At 71.2% G+C, this 15961-nt stretch carries 15 protein-coding genes; 11 read left to right on the forward strand and 4 right to left on the reverse strand.

The window, feature by feature from the left end:
* Positions 1 to 26 precede the first annotated feature (26 nt).
* From BZY54_RS07535 to BZY54_RS07550, 4 genes are all read left to right on the forward strand, one after another.
* Entirely contained in the window at positions 27 to 512 is a 486-nt protein-coding gene (locus BZY54_RS07535; protein WP_086723860.1) for a DoxX family protein, read from the forward strand.
* A 215-nt stretch (positions 513 to 727) separates the two neighbouring features.
* Positions 728 to 1927 carry a sodium:calcium antiporter gene (locus tag BZY54_RS07540; RefSeq protein WP_244217018.1) on the forward strand — a complete coding sequence of 400 codons (1200 nt, stop codon included), beginning with the start codon at positions 728 to 730 and terminating at the stop codon, positions 1925 to 1927.
* Between the two features lie 352 nt (positions 1928 to 2279).
* Positions 2280 to 3107 carry a ZIP family metal transporter gene (locus tag BZY54_RS07545; protein WP_086723839.1) on the forward strand — a complete coding sequence of 276 codons (828 nt, stop codon included), beginning with the start codon at positions 2280 to 2282 and terminating at the stop codon, positions 3105 to 3107.
* Positions 3108 to 3299: 192 nt separating this feature from the next.
* Complete coding sequence (locus tag BZY54_RS07550; protein ID WP_086723840.1) at positions 3300 to 4538, forward strand: PP2C family protein-serine/threonine phosphatase; 1239 nt, start codon at positions 3300 to 3302, stop codon at positions 4536 to 4538.
* A gap of 350 nt (positions 4539 to 4888) precedes the next feature.
* Here the strand turns inward: BZY54_RS07550 and BZY54_RS07555 are convergent, their stop codons facing one another.
* Positions 4889 to 7918, reverse strand: coding sequence for a glycosyl hydrolase (locus BZY54_RS07555; RefSeq protein WP_086723842.1), 3030 nt, complete (start codon positions 7916 to 7918; stop codon positions 4889 to 4891).
* Positions 7919 to 8133: 215 nt separating this feature from the next.
* On the opposite strand from BZY54_RS07555, the gene BZY54_RS07560 reads away from it, so the two are divergent.
* The 3 genes from BZY54_RS07560 to BZY54_RS07570 all read left to right on the forward strand — a co-directional run bounded on the left by BZY54_RS07560 (position 8134) and on the right by BZY54_RS07570 (position 9756).
* Positions 8134 to 8748: a TetR/AcrR family transcriptional regulator gene (locus BZY54_RS07560; RefSeq protein ID WP_086723864.1), complete on the forward strand. Its 615-nt coding sequence runs from the start codon at positions 8134 to 8136 to the stop codon at positions 8746 to 8748.
* On the forward strand, positions 8745 to 9104 hold the full coding sequence (locus tag BZY54_RS07565) for a DoxX family protein (protein ID WP_086723844.1): 360 nt from the start codon (positions 8745 to 8747) through the stop codon (positions 9102 to 9104). Before BZY54_RS07560 ends, BZY54_RS07565 begins: the two co-directional genes overlap by 4 nt.
* Positions 9105 to 9198: 94 nt before the next feature.
* Entirely contained in the window at positions 9199 to 9756 is a 558-nt protein-coding gene (locus BZY54_RS07570) for a pyridoxamine 5'-phosphate oxidase family protein (RefSeq protein WP_086723846.1), read from the forward strand.
* A 171-nt stretch (positions 9757 to 9927) separates the two neighbouring features.
* Here BZY54_RS07570 and BZY54_RS07575 read toward each other — a convergent pair whose 3' ends face one another.
* The gene (locus BZY54_RS07575) at positions 9928 to 10224 is read right to left on the reverse strand and encodes a GYD domain-containing protein (RefSeq protein ID WP_086723848.1); all 297 of its coding nucleotides are present in this window, start codon (positions 10222 to 10224) and stop codon (positions 9928 to 9930) included.
* A gap of 337 nt (positions 10225 to 10561) precedes the next feature.
* Between BZY54_RS07575 and BZY54_RS07580 the strand changes: the two genes are divergently transcribed.
* From BZY54_RS07580 to BZY54_RS07590, 3 genes are all read left to right on the forward strand, one after another.
* A complete protein-coding gene (locus BZY54_RS07580) occupies positions 10562 to 11335 on the forward strand; it encodes a class I SAM-dependent methyltransferase (RefSeq protein ID WP_244217019.1) in 774 nt (257 codons plus the stop codon).
* Between the two features lie 45 nt (positions 11336 to 11380).
* Complete coding sequence (locus tag BZY54_RS07585; protein ID WP_086723849.1) at positions 11381 to 11890, forward strand: DinB family protein; 510 nt, start codon at positions 11381 to 11383, stop codon at positions 11888 to 11890.
* Positions 11891 to 12217: 327 nt separating this feature from the next.
* Complete coding sequence (locus BZY54_RS07590) at positions 12218 to 12769, forward strand: mycothiol transferase (RefSeq protein WP_086723852.1); 552 nt, start codon at positions 12218 to 12220, stop codon at positions 12767 to 12769.
* A 376-nt stretch (positions 12770 to 13145) separates the two neighbouring features.
* Here the strand turns inward: BZY54_RS07590 and BZY54_RS07595 are convergent, their stop codons facing one another.
* Together BZY54_RS07595 and BZY54_RS07600 are read right to left on the reverse strand one after the other, a co-directional pair.
* Entirely contained in the window at positions 13146 to 13664 is a 519-nt protein-coding gene (locus BZY54_RS07595) for a P-loop NTPase family protein (protein WP_086723854.1), read from the reverse strand.
* Between the two features lie 263 nt (positions 13665 to 13927).
* The gene (locus BZY54_RS07600) at positions 13928 to 14839 is read right to left on the reverse strand and encodes a LysR family transcriptional regulator (protein WP_086723856.1); all 912 of its coding nucleotides are present in this window, start codon (positions 14837 to 14839) and stop codon (positions 13928 to 13930) included.
* 153 nt (positions 14840 to 14992) lie between these two features.
* Here BZY54_RS07600 and BZY54_RS07605 point away from each other — a divergent pair, with 153 nt between their 5' ends.
* Entirely contained in the window at positions 14993 to 15883 is an 891-nt protein-coding gene (locus tag BZY54_RS07605) for an EamA family transporter (protein ID WP_244217020.1), read from the forward strand.
* The last annotated feature ends 78 nt before the right edge of the window (positions 15884 to 15961 follow it).

Below are 15961 nucleotides of genomic sequence, written 5' to 3' on the forward strand. Positions count from 1 at the left end.
CGGTGGCGCCCGGCGCCGCCGCGCCCCTGGTGACCGCCGCCGACTGCGGCCTGTTGCTCATCCGGCTGACCTTCGGCCTGCTCATGGCCGGGCACGGTGCCCAGAAAGTCTTCGGGCTCTTCGGGGGCGCCGGCCTGACGGAGACCGGCAAGGGGTTTTCCGCCCTGGGCTATCACCCGGGCGTGCTCTTCGCCGCGATCGGTGGGCTGTCGGAGTTGCTGGGCGGCCTCGGCCTGGCCCTCGGACTGCTGACGCCGCTCGCGGCTGCCGCCCTGATCGGCGTGATGATCAATGCGATGGCCACCGTCACCGGTGCCCACGGCCTGTGGGAGACGGACGGCGGGGTGGAGTACAGCGTGTGCATCGCTGTCGCCGCCCTGGCCGTCGCCGCCATCGGGCCGGGCCGGCTGGCGGTCGACCGCTTGTTCCGCTGGGGTGCGGGCGGCTGGAGTCAGGCCGCCTTCGCCCTCGGCCTGGGCGGCGCTGCCGCTGCCGTCACGCTCAGCCTCTAGACCCTCACATGCCCACCCGCCGTGTTCTGCTGTGAGCCGACGCAGACCGGGGTCCCAGTTCCGGCTGCGGGGTCCTCGCCCGATCCGGGGGACGTCGAGAAGCACCGTGTATGCTCGGCGCCTGCGAAGGGGAGTAGCCCCGAGATACCGGTCGTCGACACACTGGAGCCCAGCGCCGGGCTCCCGGTGGCCGGGCCCGCGCCGAGCGTGTGCGGGTGGGTGAGACCTTCGGCCCTTTGTCGACGACGTATGTCGTGTCGGCGGGGTCGAAGCTGCCGCCGTCCTCCTCTCGCGCGGTTGTCCTCGAAGCCCCCGCCGGCGCGGGAAGGCTGGCCGAGACCGTGATCCATTTCGTGTTGTTGATCGTCTGTGCGGTGGCGATCTATCTCTCCTGTGAGTGGTTCGTCAACGCCGTCGAATGGCTCGGCGAGCGCCTGAACGTAGGGAAGATGGCGGTCGGCACGATCCTGGCCGCCTTCGGCACCGCCCTGCCCGAGTCCGTGGTCACTCTGGTCGCGGTGACCACCGGCGGCACCGAGGAGGCCAAGAACATCGGTGTGGGCGCCGCGATGGGCGGACCGCTGGCCCTGGCCACCGTCGCCTACGGCGTCACCGGCGCGATGCTGCTCCTGAAGCGCCGCAAGGAGCGTGAGCACACTGCGGCACTGGTCGCCGCGGGTGGCGTGGCCCCTGACATCGCCGCCCCGCCGACCGGCCGCACCGAGCAGGCCCTCGGTACCGAGAAGGACATGAAGCGGCTGGCCAAGGATCAGAAGTGGTTCCTGCCGATCTTCGTGGTGAAGGTGGCGCTCGGCCTGGTCGCCTTCGCCTTCAAGCCCGTCCTCGGTCTGCTCTTCTTCGCCGCGTACGCGGTCTACTTCCGGCGGGAGATCCGCGGCGGCCAGGACGAGGACGGCGAGGAGGTGGAGCTGGAGCCGCTGAAGTTCCAGCCCAGGGCCGCGTCCCCGGCCACCTGGGCCGTCATCGCCCAGACGCTGCTCACCCTGGTGGTGATCTTCTTCGCGTCGCAGCTGTTCGTGAAGCAGCTGGATGCCATCGGCCCGATGATCGGCCTGTCCGCCTCGGTGACCGCCCTGCTGCTGTCCCCGATCGCCACCGAACTGCCGGAGATCATGAACGCGGTGATCTGGGTCCGTCAGGGCAAGACCAAGCTCGCCCTGGCGAACATCTCCGGCGCGATGATGATCCAGGCCACCGTCCCCTCAGGGCTTGGCCTGCTCTTCACCCGCTGGCACTTCGACGGCGCGCTGCTGTGGTCCGGCCTGATCACCATGGCGGCGATCGTCTACTTGCTGCTGACCATGCGCGCGCGCAAGCTCACCCCCGCACGCCTGGCCGTCGCGGCCGGTTTCTACGTCCTCTTCGCCCTCGGCCTGATTCCCGTCCTCAGCTGACCGAGCACACCCGTGCCGCCGCCTGGGCCCGGGCGGCGGCACGGGTCACGCCGCCGCCCGCGGCGGCCGGGCACTGCGCCCCGCTGACCGGCATACGGGGCGGGCCGCCCGGGCCGCGCCGACGGCGCCGGCCGTAGCCCCTCGGGCAACGACCGCGCACACGCGAAACCAGCGGGCCGCTCGGTGGGGGAGGGGCACCGGGCGGCTCGGCCAGAGGGGATGCCGGGCCGCTCGAGGTCATCGCGTAATGACTCGATCAAGGTTCTCCCAATTTGGAACGCGAAGGTTGTTAGGTAAGGCTTACCTGGCTTACTTTCTGTGCGCTTCCCCTGCACGTCAGACCGGAGATCCCATGTCCAGCGCGAACATCGCCCTGCTCGGCGCCATCGCAGGCTTCACCATCTACCTCGGCCTCCCTCTCGGCCGTCTGCGCACCCCTGCCCCCCGCCTCAGGTCAGGGCTCAATGCCGTCGCCATCGGCATCCTGATCTTCCTGGTGTGGGACGTGCTGACCCACGCCTGGGAACCGGTCGACGAGGCGCTGAGCAAGCACGACTGGACCTCCGTCGCCTCGGGCGGCCTCACCCTGGCCGCCGGCCTGACCATCGGCCTGGCCGGGCTCGTGCACTACGACGCGTGGATCGCCCGTCGGCGGGCCGTCCAGGCGCGGCCCGCCGGCCCCGGTGCCGCCACCAGCGCGGAGCTGGCGCACAGGGCCCGCAGCCAGGCGGGCTCCCTCGCCCTGATGATCGCCACCGGTATCGGCCTGCACAACTTCGCCGAGGGCCTGGCGATCGGCAATTCGGCCGCGCAAGGAGAGCTCTCCCTCGCCGTCCTGCTGATCATCGGGTTCGGGCTGCACAACGCCACCGAGGGCTTCGGCATCGTCGCCCCGCTGGCCGCCGAGGGCGAGCGCCCGTCGTGGCCCACGCTGCTGCTGCTCGGACTGATCGGAGGCGGCCCCACCTTCCTCGGCACCATCGTCGGCCAGCACCTGGTCAACGACACGCTGTCGATCGCGTTCCTCGGCCTGGCGGCCGGCTCGATCCTCTTTGTGGTGATCGAACTGCTGGCCGTCGCCCGCAGGAGCGGTCCGAAGGCTCTCACGACGTGGTGCATCCTGCTCGGCCTCCTGCTCGGGTTCGCCACGGACGCCGTGGTCACAGCCGCGGGCGCCTGACGCAGTGGCTGCACCGTGTCGTGGCCGCCTCCGCCCGCTGCCAGGCTCACGCACCCGCGGGCTGTGAATGTTGCGGCATCCCTGTGACCAGCACTTCTTTGACACTTCGACGTTCCTGCCACGCCGTGTCGGTCGGCAACGCGCATAGTGGAACCACCGAAGGGGGTCTCCGGACGGGACGGGAGAGCGCCTGTGACGACACCGCCGATCGACTGCCAGGCGTTGTTCGCGGCCACACCCAGTCCGTACCTGGTGCTGGACCGGGACCTCGTGATCGTTGGCGTCAACGCGGCGTACTGCCGTGCCACCTGCCGCACACGGGAAGACCTGGTCGGCCGGCACATCTTCGAGGCGTTCCCCGAGAACCCGGCGGACCCCGAGGCCGACGGGATGCGGAACCTGAGCGCCTCGCTGCACCGGGTCCTGCGCTCGGGAGAGCCGGACACGATGACGGTGCTGAAGTACGACATCCCCCTGCCCGGCCGGCCCGAGGTGTTCGAGGAACGGTGGTGGTCGCCGATCAACACCCCCGTCCTGGGGCCGGACGGGCGGGTGGTGTGGATCATCCACCGGGTGGAGGACGTCACCGAGTTCGTACTCTCCCGCGGTGACCAGTCACAGCCGGTTCAGGCGCTCACCGAGCGGCAGGCCATGGAGGCCGAACTCTACGCGCGCGCCCGTGAGCTGCAACTGCTCAATGAACAGTTGCGGCAGGCCCACGCCAGGGAACGGCAGGTCGCCGTCACCCTCCAGGAAGCCATGCTCCAGGCCCCGGACCTCCTGGGGCACCGCAACATCGCGGTGCGCTACCTGCCCGCCGCCAAGGGGCTCAATGTGTGCGGCGACTGGTACGACGTGGTGGACCTGCCCGACGGTTTCTCCCTCGCCGTGGGTGACGTCGTCGGCCACGGCCTGGAGGCCGCCGCCGTCATGGGTATGCTCCGCAGCGCCCTGTCCGCCGCCATCCGCGCCCTGCGCGAGCCCGACCGGGCCATGGAGGTCCTGGGCCTGTACGCCCGCTCCGTGGAGGGAGCGCTGGCCACCACCGCGGTCGAAGCTGTCGTCGACACCCGCCGTCGGCACATCACCTACAGCAGCGCCGGCCATCCGCCACCGGTCCTGGTCCGCGCCGACGGCACGTCCGTGCTGCTCGACCAGGCCACCGACCCGCCCCTGGGGGCTCGCCCGACGCACGTCCCGCGTCCTCAGGCCGCCGTGCCCTACGCCCCCGGTGACACCCTCGTCCTCTACACCGACGGTCTCATCGAACGCCACGGGGAGGACATCGACGCCGGCTTGGACCGGCTCACCGACGTCCTCACCGCCAATGCCCGCCTCGACCCCGAGCCCCTGGCCGACACCCTGCTCTCCCGTTTCGGGGTCAGCGGCGGCGGAGACGACGACATCGCCTTGGTCGTCGTGCGCCTGTAGTCCCTCCGCGGCACCGGCCGTCAGCCGGCCCAGCGTCCTGACAGCAAGGTCATGGCGAAGGCCGTGGTCAAGGGCGCGGCGAGGCCAGGACAGGCAGCCGTTGCCCGAGGTCTGCGCAGGCTCCCCGCGGCCGGAGTGATCCAGGTACCAAGAGCCCACGGGTTGAGGCCGATGCGGGCGGCCTCGGGCCGGCGACGTACGGAGCCTCCCCGGCGGTGGCGGTGACGGCTGTCGCCACCGCCACCGAAAAGGGCCTGGTGCACCAGGCCGTCGTGAACGACCGAACCCCGGGCCGCACATGAAGTGCGGCCCGGGGTTCAGTCACCGTCACGCTCGCGCGGGCACGGTCCTCACTCCACGGTCGCCTGGCCGTACGGCACCAGCCGGACCGGGCCGACGAGGCCGTACGCCTGTCGCGTCGTCGTGCCGAACACCGCCGGGTTGGAGACGCGCAGCCGGTTGATCAGCGGGACGGCCACCTCGACCTCGATGGTGTTGGCGCCGCGGCGCAGCCACGGGCCGACGTCGAGGACGGGACGGATGCGGTTCACCGGGTCCATCCGGGTGGCGTTGACGCTGACCCGGCAGGTGTCGCTGACCTGGCCGAGGTCAAGCACGGCGCCGGTGCCGCCCGTCCACGTGTCGGGCAGTGTCACGGTGGTGCGGTAGCGGCCGATCCCGCCGACGTCGGCCAACTCCGTGATCTGCGACCAGGGAAGGAGCGTGTCGAGGGACAGCGTGTGCGCGACGGTCCGGGTGCTGGTCGCCCGGTCGCCGGGCTGCCAGTCCTCCACCTCCAGGGTCCAGGTGGTCGGAGTGACGGGGTCGGGCACCGCCGCGATCTTCGAGACGGCGGTACGGCCCTGGGACAGCCGCGTGGTGAAGGTGCCCGCGGCAGCGGCGCGGACGACCAGCCCGTCGTCGGTGAACAGCGCCTGGTCGGCGTCGGTGGTCACGGCGTGCGGCCGGTTGCCGTTCCGGTCGCCGAACGAACCCGGCTTCGCCAGGGCGACGATCAGGGTCTGCCCGGGTTCCAGGGCCACCCGCAGGGTGACCGAGTCGCCGTCGTCGGTGTACTGGCCGAGGCGTACGGCCTTGCCGCTCCACGCGTCGAGCACGTAGGGCACCGTGGTGCCGCCGTGCGTGCGGCGCAGCGTCACCTCGTGGTCGATCCGGGCCACGGGCGGCTTGACGCTCTCGGCGTGCTTTCCGTTGCACAGGTAGTAGAAGTCGGCGTCGTCGGTGACCCGGTGGGCGTTCAGCAGTGTGGAGGAGGTGCCGTACACGGCGTCGGGCGTCACCCCGAGCGCGGCGAGGGCATCGCCCACCAGGGCCTTGTCGGTCACACGGCGGACGTTGGGCAGCGCGAAGAGGTCGTCGAGTACGCCCTGGAGCTCCGCGGTCTCGCCGGCCGCCGGCACCCCCGGAGTCAGCGCCGCGTCGAACGCGCCGTACACGACGGTCGCCAGCCCCGCCTTCGCGAACTTCAGCAGCTTGCGGGCGTCCGCAAGGGCGAGCGTGGGGGTGGAACCGTAGAAGAAGTCGCTCTCCAGGAACAGCGCCTTGTACGCGGGACCGTCGGGAGCGAGCCGGCCCCCGCGGACGGTGGCGTTGGGGAGGTCGAGCAGCGGGCTGCTGAGGAACTGGTGGGTCCATCCCAGCGGTACGCCGGTGGCGGTGAGCCAGGAGGCGCCGATGCCGGTGGCGGAGTACCCGGTCTGACGGAAGACGGCCACGTCCGCCCGCGGGGTACCGGACTGCAGGACGCGGTGGACACGCCCCAGATAGCCGGAGACGTCCTCGGCGTGCTGCCAGGTGGGCTGCCGGGGGCCCCAGGACTCGCCGTAGCCGGGGGCGCCGCTGTAGGGGCTGAACGCGGCGAAGCCGGGCCAGCTCACGCCGGGGGCGGTGGCGTAGGAGAAACCGTGCAGCACCGTCTGGTTGACGCCGGCCGCGTACGCCCCGCCCATGGTGCGCAGGATCCGGTCCCAGGTGGTGCTGTAGGCCGAGCCCGCGTACGCGCCGGCTTCGCAGGACAGCACCCGGTGGCCGCCCATGTCACGGCCGCCGGCCAGGCAGCGGAAGTCGTCCAGGTTCTTGAAGCCGAGCGACTCGCCCTCGGGGATGTCGAGGAGGGCCGCGGAGGCGATGGAGTCGGTCTGCAGTCCGTACGACTGGGACCGCAGCGACATGCCCAGGCCGTGCGCCCAGTCGCGCAGCGCGGTGATGTGGTGGCGGTTGAAGAGGATCGACACGGTCTCCCAGAAGTCGTGCCGGATCTGCCGGGTCAGCTCTGCCTCGAAGGCGAAGACCTGGTTGCTGTTGTCGAGCACGATCGCCGGGAGGTACGGCGCGAGGGGCCGGCCGGTGTGCTCCTCGAAGGCCTTCGGCAGTTCCGGTGTCCACTGCAAGCCCTTGGTCTCCAACTCGATGGAGTCCTCGAAGAAGGCGCCGCCGGCGGCCCTCAGCAACTGCTTCACCTCGCTGGTCAGGAGGTTGTCCTCCCAGTAGCGGGTGATCGCGGCGGTGCCGGCGGCGCTGAAGTGGTCGACGACGTAGGCGGTGGGCGAGGAGTGCGGGCCGCCTTCGGGCTGCTGGGCGGAGCCGCGCTGCCAGTAGGAGAGCACCACCCAGTCGCCGTCGGCGGGCGCGGTCCAGGTGAGGTTGCCGCCGCTGACGCGATCGGTCAGGTCGGTGACGGAGTCGGCGTCGAGGCCGGTCTCCTTGCGGGTGGAGTTGGCGGTGTCCACCCGTGCCGCCTGGACGGCGACGAGTTGCTGCGCGGTGACGCCGGAGGCCGCCGCGCGCGCCGGGGCCGGGACCGGGCCGTCGTAGGTGGCGCCGCCGGTCAACGACGCCTTGCCGTAGGCGAGTTCCTTGACCGCGGCGTCGTCCTGCGGGGTGACGCCGGGGACGGCGGCGGGCCAGCTCGGGCCGATGGTGAGGTCGATGGTGAGCCCGCGGCGCGCGGCCCGCCGCAGGGCGGCCTCGACGCCCTCGCGCCAGGGCCTGCTGCCCCAGCCGTGGTGGGCGGTGTCCAGAACCGAGGTGTCGCTGATGCTGTGGTGCACAGCGGCGATCTCGGCGCCGCCGAAGCCGGCGTCGGCCATCTGGTCGATCTCACGGGCGATTTCGTCGGGGTCGACCAGGCCGTCCGGCCACCACCAGCGGAACTTGGGGCGGACGGCGCGGGCCGGCCGCGCGAACCAGTCGGCGTCCAGGGCCGCGTCCGTGACGGGAGGTGCGGCCGGAGCCGCGCCGGCCGCCGACGCGGCCGGCGACAGAGCCGTCCCGAAAGCGACCGTGGCCCCCGCGACCAGACCGGCCGCCAGCACCGTACGGCGTCTTGTCCCGCGCCCTTGCGAGTTGGATTCGTGCATGATGTTCCGCCCCAAGCTGTAACCGTAAATCGATTGAATCGTTTCAATCAGGCCGAGCTTCGGAACGCTAAGTCCGCGACGACGGCGGAGTCAAGATCCGTGACAGGAGTCGGGGCGGGAATTCCGTGCTGGGGGAGCCGCCGACCAGGCACTGCAATCCGCCCCCTCCTGATGGATGGTTGCGCCGCGCGGGGCGGCGGGATAGCTTCGTGAACATGTTCAGTGAACGTGTTCAGTCACGGGCCGCGCGGCGGGAGGCGACGCGGGAGAGGGTGCTGGCCGCGGCCGAACGCCTGTTCCGTGCCCAGGGGTTCGGGGCCACGACGGTCCGGCAGATCGCCGCCGAGGCGGGAGTCAGCGCCGGGACGGTGATGTCGGTCGGCGACAAGGACGCGCTCCTCGTCGCGATCTTCGATGGCTGGATCGACGCCGTGCACCGCGCGAGAACGGGCGACGACGGCACGGCCCCCGCCCCGATGTCCGCAGACGTCGCAGTGGACGCGATCATGGCCCTGTTCGAGCCCTTCATCCGGTACTTCGCGGGCGACGAGGAGCTCTCGCGGGAGTACGCGGCGATCATCGTGCGGGGAGCGCACGAGTCGGCGATCTTCCGGAACCTCGCGCTGTCCCTGATCACCGAGATCGCCGAGGCGCTCGCGCGGGCGGGCCTGGGCGGCGTCGACTCCGGCCGCGCCGCGCGGGTCGTCCATTACGCGTATCTCGGCATTCTCATGACCGTCTCCCACGGCACCATCCAGGAGCCCGACGCCGTCGACCAGCTGCGCGAGGTGGTCGGATTCGTGGTCACCCATGAAGGAGGAGAGGAATGATCGGCGTACCCCATGTCTGGTGGCTCACCGCGCTGCTGGCGATCGTGCTGTTCGGTGACGCCATGATGTCGGTGAGGCCGCCGGGCTTCATCCAGCGGTGTCTGGACGGGGTACGGCTGCCGCGCGACTGGTGGTGGACCCTCATCGTGGTCAAGCTCCTGGCGGCGGCCGGGCTGGTGGCCGGCATCAAGTACCCCGGTGTCGCGTTCGCCGCGAACGTCGCCGTCATCGGGTACTTCGTGTGCGCCTCGTACGCGCACTACCGGGCGCGCTTCCTCAAGCAGGAGTTCTGGGTCAACTGCCTGGGCATGCTCGGGCTCTCGGTGTCCGTGCTCGTGCTGTCGTACGCGGTGTGAGCCGGTCCGCCCGGTGAGCCGTGCGCGGGTACAGGAGCGCGCTGTGCCAGTGCCGGTTGTGCGCGTCACCATGGGGAGGGGAAGGAGATCCGCCATGTCGGCAAAGGAACCCGCGAAACAGCCCAGGACCGAGCTTGACGCCCGCTACAGCTCGGCGCTCAATCCCCGCCCGGGTGCCGCGGAGGCGACCGCGACCGAGTGGGCCGAGGCCCAGCGGCACCTGGAGGCTGCCGAGATCTTCTGGGTGTCCACGGTGCGGCCCGACGGCCGGCTGCACGTCACTCCTGTGATCGCAGCGTGGCACGAGGGCGTGCTGTACTTCTCCACCGGGGCGGGGGAGCAGAAGGCGAGGAACCTCGCTCACGACGGGCACTGCGCGCTGACCACCGGGGGGAACTCGCTCACCGAAGGGCTCGACCTCGTCGTCGAGGGCACGGCGGTGCCGGTTGCCGACCGTGCGGTGCTGGAGGAGGTGATCGCGGCGTACGAGGAGAAGTACGGGCCGCACATCACCTCGCCCGAGGGCACGTTCCACGGGATCGGGGATGCGTTCAGAAGGGGGGACGCGGTGGTGTTCGCGGTGGCCCCGGCCACGGCGTACGGCTTCGGACGCAACGACGGGGTCTACACCCATACGCGGTGGGTGTTTTGACCATCCGGGGCGCTGTCCGTGGGTCCGTGCGGGCAGTGGGGGTCCGTGCGGGCAGTGAGGGGCTGTGCGGGCAGTCGGGGTCCGTGCGTGGGGGCGTGCGAGCGTGGGGCGGGGTCCATCGTCGGTACCGACTCGCCGGACGCCTACGACTGCTGCGGTGAGCGCAGGACGTCAGCCGGCGGCCTTGCCGATGATGCGATCCATTTCCTCCCGGCCGAAGGCCCGGAGAGTGGTCGTGCGGACGTTGCCGACCCCACCGAGCTGCAGGAGTGCCGCGGTGGCGGTTTCGTCGTCGGAGGCCTCGACGACGGCCACGAGGTCGTGCGGACCGACGGTCCAGTAGAGGTTCACAAGCCTCGCTCCGAGCTTCTGCACCGCCGCGTCGAAGCCCTCGGCGCGCTTCACGGTGTCCTTGTAGTTTCGGATCCCCTGATCGGTCCAGTTCAGCAACGCGACATACGTCGGCATGTTGTTCCACCTTCACGAGGAAAGCCATTGCGAGGTCGATCCTGGGCAGCAGGACGGGAGGCTGCACCCCGTACGCGCCCGAACGAGTGATGGGTATGACCGCAGGCGGCTGATCGCGTGGGGTGGGTAACCTGGTGCGAAATCGGGAGGGGCGGAGATGGCTCGGACACGGAAGCTCACAGTCGTCGTGCTGGCTGCGGGGTTCATCGGCTGGTGCTGGAGGAACAGGGGCTGGTTCCTGGGCCAGTGGGCCATGCGCCACGTCAATGACTGACCGACGCGGCCGGACTACGCGCAGGCCGCGGTGAGCTGGCGCTTGAACCGCGCTGGCCCGCGTGTGCTTGACCCCGGCGCCGGAACCGGCAAGCTGACCGCCACACTGGTCGCGCTGGGTGCCGAAGTCATCGCGGTCGAGTCCGACCCGGCGATGCCGGCCGAGCTGTGCCGCTTGCTGCCTGCTGTCCGTGCCCTGCCGGGTAGTGCGGAGGCGATACCGCTGCCCGACGCTTCCGTCGACGTCGTGCCGGCCGGCAACGCCGTGCACTGGTTCGACACGGCCGTCGCGGGACCCGAGATCGCCAGGGTCCTCGCGCCCAGCGGCGTGTCCTGGCCTGCCTCCCGAACGTCATCGACGACCGGGGCGAGTGGGTCGCCGGGCTCGCGCGGGTCGGCGGGAGCGCGGCCATCGGCCCGTGTGATACGCCACCAGCCGGCGCACCGAGACGGCCGACGCACACCTCCCAAAGACCGGCGCGGCCGCCCACACGAGTCCCATGCACGGCCGCCGGCACGTGGGGACCGGCCGCGGCGAGCGTCTCGACGGGGTGCGGGACGGTCGGGCCGAACGCGATGGGCGCCAACACGCCGGGCCGGTCCCGCAGTTGCCGCCATGCCCGCGAGGCAGCCTCCGCCCAGGGCGACCGCGGGCCCGAGACGCCGGGTTGAGCAGATCTTGCCCGGGTCGCAGACTGTCCGCCTGCTCACGCCCGCGTCGCCTGCCGGACGGCCGCTTCATGAAAGGGAGCGCGGAGAGGGACCACTCGACGGGTTTTCGCGGGAGCCGCCCCAAGGCCGCCCGGTCGACGGCCATCGCCTGGAACAGCCGACGTGAGTGGATACTGACCCTGAATGCAGGCACGGATGAGGAGCACGGCCGATGGCCAGCGACAATCGCATAGGACCGCCCAGTTTCGGCAGCGAACGCGACATGCTGCGGGCTTTCCTCGACTACCACCGCGCGACCCTCGCCATGAAGTGCGAAGGGCTGACCGACGAGGAGCTTCGGCAGCAGTCGATGCCGCCGTCCACGCTCTCGCTGCTCGGTCTGGTGCGGCACATGGCGGAGGTGGAACGCGCCTGGTTCCGCCGGGTGTTCGAGGACAACGACGTACCCATGGTCTGGTCCGACGAGATCGACTTCCAGGCGGCGTACGATGCGAGCGCGTCGACCAGGGACGAGGCGTTCGCGGCCTGGGAGGCCGAGGTGGAGAGTTCGCGCCGCATCGAGCGTGAGGCCGAGTCCCTGGAGCAGGCCGGCTACCAGCCGCGATGGGGCGAGGAAGTGTCGCTGCGGATGGTGATGATCCACGTGCTCCTGGAGTACGGCCGCCACAACGGGCACGCGGACTTCCTGCGCGAGGGCGTCGACGGGACTGTGGGGGCCTGACCCTTCCCCCTGCGGAGCAGTGGGCAGCCGTTCGGCGCGGCGGCACCGGAGAAGCGCGGACACAACCACCCGACGGGCCGTGACCGCGCTTCTTACCGGGCCGGGGCCTGTCCGCGGGCAGGCGTTTCAGCGCAAGTGCCCGGACCTCAAGCGCACTTGACGACCGACAGTCGATGTACAAGACCCGTTTTCTGGTTCTTCTCCCCGCCACCGCGCCAGGTGGCCGCAGCGTCAAGCGGTACACGCTCTACCGGTCGTTCGTCGACGACGTCCCCTGAATTCAGCCGTCTGTGCGAGAGACGGCCACCCGGCGACGATGATGTGGGCATGAAGATTCCCGACCGACGGATCGAACTGTTCACCGGCACCGGCAGCGAGCACCGGTTCAGCGGCCCCGCGACCGGTGACGAGCGGAGCATGCTCGTGGCTGTGCTGGACGCCCAGCGCGCCACCCTGAAGCTGAAGTGCTCCGGACTGGGGCCCGAGTTGGCCCTGCGGTCCGTGTCCCCGTCCTCGCTCTCGCTGCTGGGCCTCGTCCGGCACCTCGCCGACGTGGAACGCCGCTGGTTCCGGGCCGTGCTCGCCGGGCACGACGTCGAGCTGCGCTTCTCCTCCACGGACGTCCCCGAGGGCGACTTCGACGGCGCCGGGACCGAACCCGAGGTCGTCGCGGAGTCCTGGGCGGCCTGGCACGCCGAAGTCGCCTTCGCGGAAGCGTTCGTCGCCGAGGCTTCGCATCTCGACATCGAGGGCCATGACTCGTGGCGGGGCACGGTCTCCCTGCGCTGGGTGCTCATCCACATGATCGAGGAGTACGCCCGTCACAACGGACACGCCGACCTGATCCGCGAACGGATCGACGGCGCCGTCGGGGTGTGACTCCGGGCGCGGCTCGCCGGCCCCCTCCACGGCGCGGTCATCTGGATCCGCGGCCTCCGACCCGCTGACGCATCACGACTCGGCACGGAACCTAGCTGTCGGAGGAGTCGGCCGAGGCCGTCGCGGGCCGGGGGAGTCGCCGCCACAGCAGGGCTCTGGCCAGGAGCGTCGGTCGCGAGGCCGCCGAGCCATCCACTCCAAGGTGCAGCACCACAAGGTGATCGACGCACCGGCAAAGCCCTGCTTCCCGCGCCACGGGATCGGTCGCCAGCGGCCACGGCACTGCCCGGCGCCGTCGCCGTGCTGCTCTTCGCTCCACCGCGCGGCGGGACGCCGGGCCCGTCGACGAAGCTGCCCGGTTGCCTGACCCGCAGGGTCAGAGGGATGCCAACCAGGCCGCCGTGTCGTTGGGGTGGCTGAAGCGGAAGGTGTCGAGAGGGGCGAAGCGGGGGTCGCGGACACGGCGCTCGACTTCGCGGCGGCGGGTCCCGTGTTGGGACCAGGCCCACCAGGCCGGGTGTTCCCGGCTCAGCCAGTCCGCCCAGGTTTCCCTGTTGCCGCCGAAGAGGAGCTCCCGTGTGACGGTGCGCCGGAAGGACCGGCGCAGGACGCGGGGCATGATGACGCGTTTGGGATAGTCCAGCCATATGACGGTGTCGGCCCGGTCCCACAGCAGGTCCCGGACTTCCGGATAGCCGAGGGAGTCGATGATCCAGCAAGGCTCGGCGGTGAGCCTTGACACGTCTTCGGCCAGCTCGCTGTTGACGGACCAGTCGGGGCCGTTGAAGTACAGCGCGTCCATCTCGTGGTAGGGCAGGCCCAGCCGGCTGCTCAAGGCTTGGGCGAGCGTGGATTTGCCTGCACCGGTGACACCCACCACCAAGATCCGCTCCACGGGTGCACCCTATCCCGGCGCCCCGTGAGGAAGACTCCCACGGTCCTCGCCCGCCACGGACTCGCTCAATGACATGACGTCCCCTGACGACCCAACCTCGAGGTAGTCCTGGCCACGGGTGCGTAGTTCGCTGAAGCGGTCCGACAGGTCCCTGACGTCCGGACATCTCTCACCCGGGAGAACAGTCCCGGGTGACGCTCGAGCGACTGCGTGCCGAGGGGGCGCCTTTCACCTGCGCCCGAATCGTCTTTCCTTCCTGCCGGTCACCTGGGGCGATCGCGGGCCGCGGTGTCGGCGTCTTCCCGGTAGAGGCCGGCGGCGAGGGCAATGGCGGTGTGGGTGGCGGGGTACGGGTCGTGGGGGCGCCAGATCAGGTGGACGGGAACGGGGCCCGCGTCGCGCAGCGGGCGGTAGGTGATGCCGTCGCGGCGGTACTGGGCGGCGGTGGCCTGCGGGGTGAGGCCGACGCAGCGGCCGGTGGCGATGGCGGCCAGCCAGTCGTCGATGTCCTGGGTGTACTCGACGGCGGGCCGGTTCCCCTCCGGCCACAGGTCGAGGGTGGTGGTGCCGGTGCGGCGGTCGATGGCCAGGGTGCGGGCAGGGATCTCGGCCAGGCGGATGCCACGGCGACGGGCCCAGGGGTCGTCGGAGGCGAGGGCGACGCAGCGGGCTTCGTAGCCGATCAGGGCATGGGCCCAGGGCCCGAGGTCGAGCGGGGCGCGGATGACGGCGAGGTCGCACAGCCCTTCGGCGAGGCCCCCGGTAGGGGTGTTGTGACGGATCAGGCGCAGGTCGGTCTCGGGGTGCTGTTCGTGCCAGCGGCGCTGGAACTCGGTGGTGTGGCGGCCGAAGGCGGACCAGGCGTGGCCGATGTGCAGGCGGGTGTGGCCGGCGGCGGCCTCGTGGACGAGTTCGTCGGCGCCGGCCAGCAGCATACGGGCGCGCGCGAGTGCCTGAACGCCCGCGGGGGTGGGCGCGACGCTGCGACTGGTGCGGTGCAGCAGCCGCACCCCGAGCACGTTTTCGAGGGCGGCCAGGGTGCGGGAGACGGCGGCCTGGGAGGTGCCGAGTTCGTGGGCGGCGTCGGTGAAACTGCCGGTGTCGACGATGGCGACCAGGCACCGCAGGTGTTTCAGCTCCAGTGCCTGAGCGCCGCCGCCCCGCTTCGTATCCATGCATCCATCGTATGGATGGTCGCGTGGATGCATTTTGCGTATGGCGAGGGTGCGTCGATGGTGGTGGGTATGCAGAGCGACTCCTCGGCCGTCTCAGTGGTGCCTGCTCCCGCCGCGCTCGACGACGGCCGGGGCAGCGGGCGCCTGGGCGGCGTGGCCTTGATGCTGGGCAGTGGCCTGTCCAACCAGACGGGGGCCGCCATCGCGGCCCTGGCGTTCCCGGTGATCGGTCCGGTGGGTGTCGTGGCGGTCCGCCAGTGGGTGGCCGCCGCCGTCCTCGGAGCGGTCGGCAGGCCGCGGCCGGCGCGGTTCACCGCGGCGCAGTGGCGGCCGGTCCTCGAGCTCGCGCTGGTCTTCGCCGGGATGAACCTGTCCCTGTACGCGGCGATCGAGCGGATCGGGCTCGGCCTGGCGGTCACCCTGGAGTTCCTCGGCCCGCTGACCGTGGCGCTGGCCGGCTCCCGCCGCCGCAGCGACCTCGTCGCCGCCGTGGCGGTTGCGGGGTCGGTGGCGGTGCTCACCCGCCCCACGCCGTCCACCGACTACGTGGGCATCGGCCTGGCGCTGCTGGCCGCGGTGTGCTGGGGGTGCTACATCCTGCTCAACCGGACCGTCGGCACCCGGCTGCCCGGCCTGGAGGGCTCGGCCACTGCCGCGGCCGTCTCCGGTGCCCTCTACCTGCCTGTCGGCGCCTGGGTGCTGTGGCACCAGAGACCCACCCTCGCAGCCCTGGGCTGCGCCCTGGCGGCCGGGGTGCTGTCCTCAGCGGTGCCGTTTCTCGCCGACCTGATGGCCCTGCGCCGCGTCCCGGCGCAGTTCTTCGGGGTGTTCATGAGCGTCAACCCCGTCTTCGCGGCCCTGGTCGGCCTCGTTGTGCTCGGACAGCATCTCGACGGCCTCGCCTGGCTCGCCATCGCCGTGATCGTCGGCGCGAACACCATTGTCGTCTCCACCACCCACCGACCCACTCACCGGCGGAGTACACCGGGAGTGTGCTCATCGTCCACGCCGACCCCGACCCCGCCTCCTTCGACGCAGCTCTGAAGGACCCGCCCGCCGCCACCCGCCCCGCCCCGCGCCGGCGCACCGGGGGCGGGTGGCGACGGCCGGGTCCTTCAGCTG

The sequence above is a fragment of the Streptomyces carpinensis genome, assembly GCF_002154505.1.
Classification (GTDB): domain Bacteria; phylum Actinomycetota; class Actinomycetes; order Streptomycetales; family Streptomycetaceae; genus Streptomyces; species Streptomyces carpinensis.

Excerpts from the sequence above, each read along its gene's own strand:
- BZY54_RS07565 (WP_086723844.1), top strand. The coding sequence starts at position 8,745 with ATGATCGGCGTACCCCATGTCTGGTGGCTCACCGCGCTGCTGGCGATC.
- BZY54_RS07575 (WP_086723848.1), bottom strand. The coding sequence starts at position 10,224 with ATGCCGACGTATGTCGCGTTGCTGAACTGGACCGATCAGGGGATCCGA.
- BZY54_RS07590 (WP_086723852.1), top strand. The coding sequence starts at position 12,218 with ATGAAGATTCCCGACCGACGGATCGAACTGTTCACCGGCACCGGCAGC.
- BZY54_RS07585 (WP_086723849.1), top strand. The coding sequence starts at position 11,381 with ATGGCCAGCGACAATCGCATAGGACCGCCCAGTTTCGGCAGCGAACGC.
- BZY54_RS07560 (WP_086723864.1), top strand. The coding sequence starts at position 8,134 with ATGTTCAGTGAACGTGTTCAGTCACGGGCCGCGCGGCGGGAGGCGACG.
- BZY54_RS07555 (WP_086723842.1), bottom strand. The coding sequence starts at position 7,918 with ATGCACGAATCCAACTCGCAAGGGCGCGGGACAAGACGCCGTACGGTG.
- BZY54_RS07545 (WP_086723839.1), top strand. The coding sequence starts at position 2,280 with ATGTCCAGCGCGAACATCGCCCTGCTCGGCGCCATCGCAGGCTTCACC.
- BZY54_RS07570 (WP_086723846.1), top strand. The coding sequence starts at position 9,199 with ATGTCGGCAAAGGAACCCGCGAAACAGCCCAGGACCGAGCTTGACGCC.
- BZY54_RS07600 (WP_086723856.1), bottom strand. The coding sequence starts at position 14,839 with ATGGATACGAAGCGGGGCGGCGGCGCTCAGGCACTGGAGCTGAAACAC.